Consider the following 4651-nt stretch of genomic DNA (forward strand, 5'->3'; position numbering starts at 1 on the left):
ACCGCCTTCGTCACCTCCGCGATCAACTCGTCGCGGCGGGCATCCAGTTCGCGGGCAATCAACAACAGCGGCCCGCGACGATCCTCAGCCATCTCCGGCCCTCTCACTGCGCCCCGACACCGAGACCGCGCCGGCAAACACAAATCACTACCAGTGCCGACTAGCCCTATTGAAGATCAGACTGAACCTAAATTTGCTAGTTTCGCAACTTTGCGTGCGTCGGGCGCGCATATTTGCCGGATGGCAAAGCAACAGATGTCGCTCCTCGACGGGGCATTTCTCACCATCGAGACAACTGAGACTCCGATGCACGTGGCATCGCTACAGGTCTTCCAGATTCCCAAGGGGGCGTCGGACACGTTCGTACGCGATCTTGTCACTTCGTTCCGTAACCCAGGGCCTCTGAGGCCCCCGTTTGGACTCAAACTCGGGAGCGGCCCACTCAGTCGGATAACACCATCGTTGGTGCCCGCCGACGACATCGACCTGATGTATCACATACGCCACACCGCGCTGCCTCAGCCTGGTGGCGAACGTGAACTGGGAGAACTGATTTCGCACCTGCACTCCGTGAAGCTCGACCGGTCTCGACCACTTTGGACCTGCCACGTGATCGACGGTCTCGAAAGAAATCGCTTCGCGGTCTACGTCAAGATCCATCACGCCCTGACCGATGGCGTCGGTGGGATGCGGATGGTCACTGACGCTCTTGCCACCGACCCGGAAGCTGCCTCGTGTGCGCCGTGGCAGCACCAGCCCGCGCAGCGCGAAAAACGGGCGACCGGCTCGCAGCGACCTGGATTGGGATCCCTCCTCGGCGCCGGCGCTGCGCTCGGTCGCACTGGTCTGTCCGTCGGCCGCGGCATTGCAGGCCTGTCCCGGAAGCCGGATGCGGAGCCCGTGCGGCTGCCATTCGAGAGCGCCGCGGCACCAGCGCTCAACGGCCGGGTGACCGCGGCCCGCCGAGTCGCCACCCAACAGCTGGAGCTGGAACGCATTCAGGCGATCTGCGAAAGTACCGACACGTCGGTCAACGACGTCTTCCTCGCAATCTGCGCCAGCGCGCTTCGACGCCACCTGGTCGACTCCGATCTGCTTCCCGACAAACCACTCATCGCGGGTGTTCCGGTGAGTCTGCGTGAGCCGGGAGAGGACGGCGCCAATGCGGTCGGCTTCGTTTTTGCCAGCCTGGCCACCGATATAGCCGAGCCGGTAGCGCGGCTCCGGGCGGTCCACGCGTCCATGCAGGCGGCAAAAGACCAGTTGGGAACCATGGAGCCGGCGGCACGGAAGGTTCTCACGCTTTCGATGATGGCTCCGGCGATCGGTGTCCTCGCCAGCGGCGTCGCAGATCGGATTCGGCCCCCAATGAATGTCACGATCTCCAACGTCCCCGGCCCCCGGAAAACGATGTATCTCAATGGTGCACGGTTGGAAGCCTTTTACCCGGTATCGGTCCCGTTCCAAGGGCAGTCCCTGAACATCACCTGCATCACCTACGACGGCCAGTTCAACATCGGATTCACCGGCGGCCGCGACAGCCTGCCAAGTCTGCAACGGATCGCTGTCTACTCCGGTGAGGCGCTCCAGGAATTAGAGGAGGCCATTGCCGTGGAGAAGCCGAAGAGTTCGGCTCGGCGCGCCAGCCAACGGGGCACGCGAAAAAGTTAATCGTCGTCACCCATCCAATCGTCGATCGCCTCGATGATTGCCGTGGGCTGTGGCCTGGCTTTGTTTTGCACGACCATCTTTGCGCCCCAACGCTCCGGCACGCTGCAGCCAACGGTCCCGGGTCTGTTCCGAGGAGCGGCGAACCGGGCCGAATTCGCTTATTCGGACCGGCTTGATGCCGCAGAAACCCAGGATCGCGCGCCGCATCATCTGGTGACCAGGTTGGCGTGCCACCCATCGGTAGTACCAGGGCGGCGAATCCATCGTGACGATCAGTCGTGCGGACCTTCCGCTGAGCAGTCGATCCCACAGCGAGGAGTTCTCCCGGTATTTGAATGCGAAGCCGGGCAGGAAGGTCCGATCGACGAATCCCTTGAGTAACGCCGGGGCCGAGCCCCACCAGTTCGGGTAAACGAAGACCACCGTGTCAGCCCATACGATCGTCTCCTGCGCTGCGATGAGGTCCGGCTCAAGTGGCTGGATCTGGGTGTATCCCTGTCGCAGCACCGGATCGAAGACGAGTTCTCCGAGGTTGATCTCACGCACCGTCGCGCCTGCGCTCCGGGCGCCTTCGACATAAGCCGCAGCGAGCGCCCCGCAGAGGCTGGTGCGGTCCGGGTGACCGAGGATCACCGCGATGTTGCGGGATTGGGCATTCATCTCGTTCCTGTTCGTTGGTTCATGGGTTCCGATGGCCTCTCATCGACCCTGTCGGCCAGATCCCGGCCACGGCGAAGTCGAGCAGGGAATCCAGTGCGGTATCGCATCCTCGATGAGGCGCGTGGCCGTGAGCATCAAGGCGTTGCGCAGATCTCCGTGGTGGTAGGTGTTCTTCGCCGCCGTCACACCACACATGTTGACAGTGTGAACACCTTAAGTAAAGTTCACATCGAGATCCCAGCCGAACTGGAGGGTCGCTATCTGCCTATCGGGGACGGTCTTCAGGTACCGACCGTGCCGCCGCGCGCTGCGTGTGCGCCTTGAGTTCAACCGAAAGGGCCTCCGCCGCTAGCAGTTTCGGGAGCAGATCCGGTGAGGACGTCCGGGCACGGAAGGCCACCTCTATCGTGGCGTCGTGTTCCGGGCGGGATTCGCTGACCACACCCTGGAACCACATTGTTGACCGATCGGTCTCAAAAACGCTAGGTTGGGTCTCGACACCGTTAGGAGCTCCTGTGGGCCGACCGCCGATCGTGGACCGTGACACCGCCTTGGAGCGGATCATGTACCGGTTTTGGGGAACCGGGTTCCACTCGACGTCGCTGGACGATCTGCTGGAGGCCAGTGGCATGCACCGGGGCAGCTTCTACCGGATGTTCGGAGACAAGCGGGCCGCGTTCGACGCCGCGTTCGCGCTGTATGTCCAGCGGGTTGCCGCTGCCGATGTGCTCCCCGCGCTCACCTCGGCGGGATCGCCGATGACGAGGTTGGAGGACCTGCTCATCGCCCGCCTTGAGGCTGCGCTGGGCACATCCGGAGCCACCATGGGTGATCGACCGGGGTGCCTGGTGACGAACACCGCCACCGAGCTTGCCGCGCACGACGAACGGGCCGGCGAGCAGGTCCGGGCCGCGCTCAACGGCGTGCGGGATTCGATCCAGGCTCTGCTGCGTGCCGCAGCGCAGGCCGGTGAGGTCGACCCTGCGGTGGACGCCGACGCCGCCGCAGATCACCTCTTCGCAGTGCTCCAGGGCGCGATCGTCATGAGTCGCAGCGGCCAGAGCGCTGGGCGCCTTCACCAGATGATCCGCGGCGCCATCACCGTTGTTGCCCCGTCCCCGCCCCGAGGAGAAACCCCATGACGCAGTCGAGCCTGCACCGGCGGGTGAAGCGTTGGTCGATCGTGCCGGTGCTGTCTTTCGACGTCCTGGCCACCGTCGGCGCGATCGTCCTGGCAGTAACCGGTCGAGGCGGATTGCCCGTGCTGGCCTGGCTCGGCGCGGCGCTCGCGACGGTGGCGCTGCCGGTCCAGATCGTCAGTTTCTTCGGCCTTCGTAAGGGTCGGACCTCCCGCAATCTCACCGTGTTGACCGCGATTGCCTCGGTGGGCACCGCCATTGCGGTTGTGGTGTCGGTGCTCGCCGGTACGGGCTGGCCGGCAGCGATCGCGATCCTCGGCCTGCTGAGTACTCAGTTCTACGCGCGTTGGTACACACGGCTAGACCGGGATCGGCAGGCCGGCTTGGAGGTCGGCTCCCGACTGCCGCATTTCGAAGTCCTCGACGTCGATGGGACCCCGGTGAGTTCGGAGTCTTTCCTCGGCCGGCCAACGGCATTCGTGTTCATTCGCGGCAACTGGTGTCCGCTGTGCGTGGCGCAGGTACGCGAGCTGGCGGCGCAGTACCAGACCCTGGCTGCGCGGGGCATCCAGGTTGCTCTTGTTTCTCCCCCAACCGTTGGACGAGACCCGAGCGCTGGCTGAGAAGTTCGGAGTGGATTTCCGCTACCTGACAGATACCGGTGCCGTCGCCGCGGCCTCCCTCGGCATTCGCCACGACGCGGGCGTGCCGCCCGGAGTGACCCAACTCGGATACGACGCCGACACGGTGTTCCCCACCGTGATCGTCATCGACGAATCAGGGACCGTCGTCTTCAGCGATCAGACCGACGACTACAGGGTGCGTCCGGAACCGGCGCTGTTCATCACCGCACTCGACGCAGCACACCCGTAAACACACCAGGCCAAGAGGAGAATCCCCGTGGACAGCACAGAAATCTTCCGGACACCCGATGAGCGCTTCGCGGGTCTCCCCGGCTATACCTTCGAGCCGAACTATCTCGACATCGACGGTCTGCGGATGCACTACCTCGACGAAGGTCCGCGCGAAGCCGCTCCGGTCATCTGCTTTCACGGTGAGCCCACCTGGGCCTACCTCTACCGCAGGATGATTCCGGACCTGGTCGCAAGCGGCCGACGAGTCATCGTGCCCGATTACGCCGGATTCGGACGCTCCGACAAACCCACTGACCGGCGCTGGTA

At 64.1% G+C, this 4651-nt stretch carries 6 protein-coding genes; 5 read left to right on the forward strand and 1 reads right to left on the reverse strand.

From position 1 onward, the window contains the following. Positions 1-255 precede the first annotated feature (255 nt). Positions 256-1671, forward strand: coding sequence for a WS/DGAT/MGAT family O-acyltransferase (locus ADBZ5N_RS17470; RefSeq protein ID WP_526259632.1), 1416 nt, complete (start codon positions 256-258; stop codon positions 1669-1671). A 6-nt stretch (positions 1672-1677) separates the two neighbouring features. On the opposite strand, the gene ADBZ5N_RS17475 is transcribed toward ADBZ5N_RS17470, so the two are convergent. Next, positions 1678-2331, reverse strand: a complete 654-nt coding sequence (locus tag ADBZ5N_RS17475) for an NAD(P)H-dependent oxidoreductase (RefSeq protein WP_526259622.1) — start codon at positions 2329-2331, stop codon at positions 1678-1680. 515 nt (positions 2332-2846) lie between these two features. Between ADBZ5N_RS17475 and ADBZ5N_RS17480 the strand changes: the two genes are divergently transcribed. From ADBZ5N_RS17480 to ADBZ5N_RS17495, 4 genes are all read left to right on the forward strand, one after another. Then, positions 2847-3473 carry a TetR/AcrR family transcriptional regulator gene (locus tag ADBZ5N_RS17480; protein WP_526259624.1) on the forward strand — a complete coding sequence of 209 codons (627 nt, stop codon included), beginning with the start codon at positions 2847-2849 and terminating at the stop codon, positions 3471-3473. Beyond that, positions 3470-4093, forward strand: coding sequence for a redoxin domain-containing protein (locus ADBZ5N_RS17485; RefSeq protein WP_526259626.1), 624 nt, complete (start codon positions 3470-3472; stop codon positions 4091-4093). Before ADBZ5N_RS17480 ends, ADBZ5N_RS17485 begins: the two co-directional genes overlap by 4 nt. Positions 4094-4103: 10 nt before the next feature. Then, positions 4104-4343: a hypothetical protein gene (locus ADBZ5N_RS17490; RefSeq protein WP_526259628.1), complete on the forward strand. Its 240-nt coding sequence runs from the start codon at positions 4104-4106 to the stop codon at positions 4341-4343. 27 nt (positions 4344-4370) lie between these two features. Then, positions 4371-4651: alpha/beta fold hydrolase (locus ADBZ5N_RS17495; RefSeq protein WP_526259630.1), on the forward strand; the 281-nt coding region annotated here is incomplete at its 3' end.

It is taken from the genome of Mycobacterium sp. (assembly GCF_044370595.1).
In the GTDB taxonomy this organism is placed as follows: domain Bacteria; phylum Actinomycetota; class Actinomycetes; order Mycobacteriales; family Mycobacteriaceae; genus Mycobacterium.

Excerpts from the sequence above, each read along its gene's own strand:
- ADBZ5N_RS17470 (WP_526259632.1), top strand. The coding sequence starts at position 256 with ATGTCGCTCCTCGACGGGGCATTTCTCACCATCGAGACAACTGAGACT.
- ADBZ5N_RS17485 (WP_526259626.1), top strand. The coding sequence starts at position 3,470 with ATGACGCAGTCGAGCCTGCACCGGCGGGTGAAGCGTTGGTCGATCGTG.
- ADBZ5N_RS17475 (WP_526259622.1), bottom strand. The coding sequence starts at position 2,331 with ATGAATGCCCAATCCCGCAACATCGCGGTGATCCTCGGTCACCCGGAC.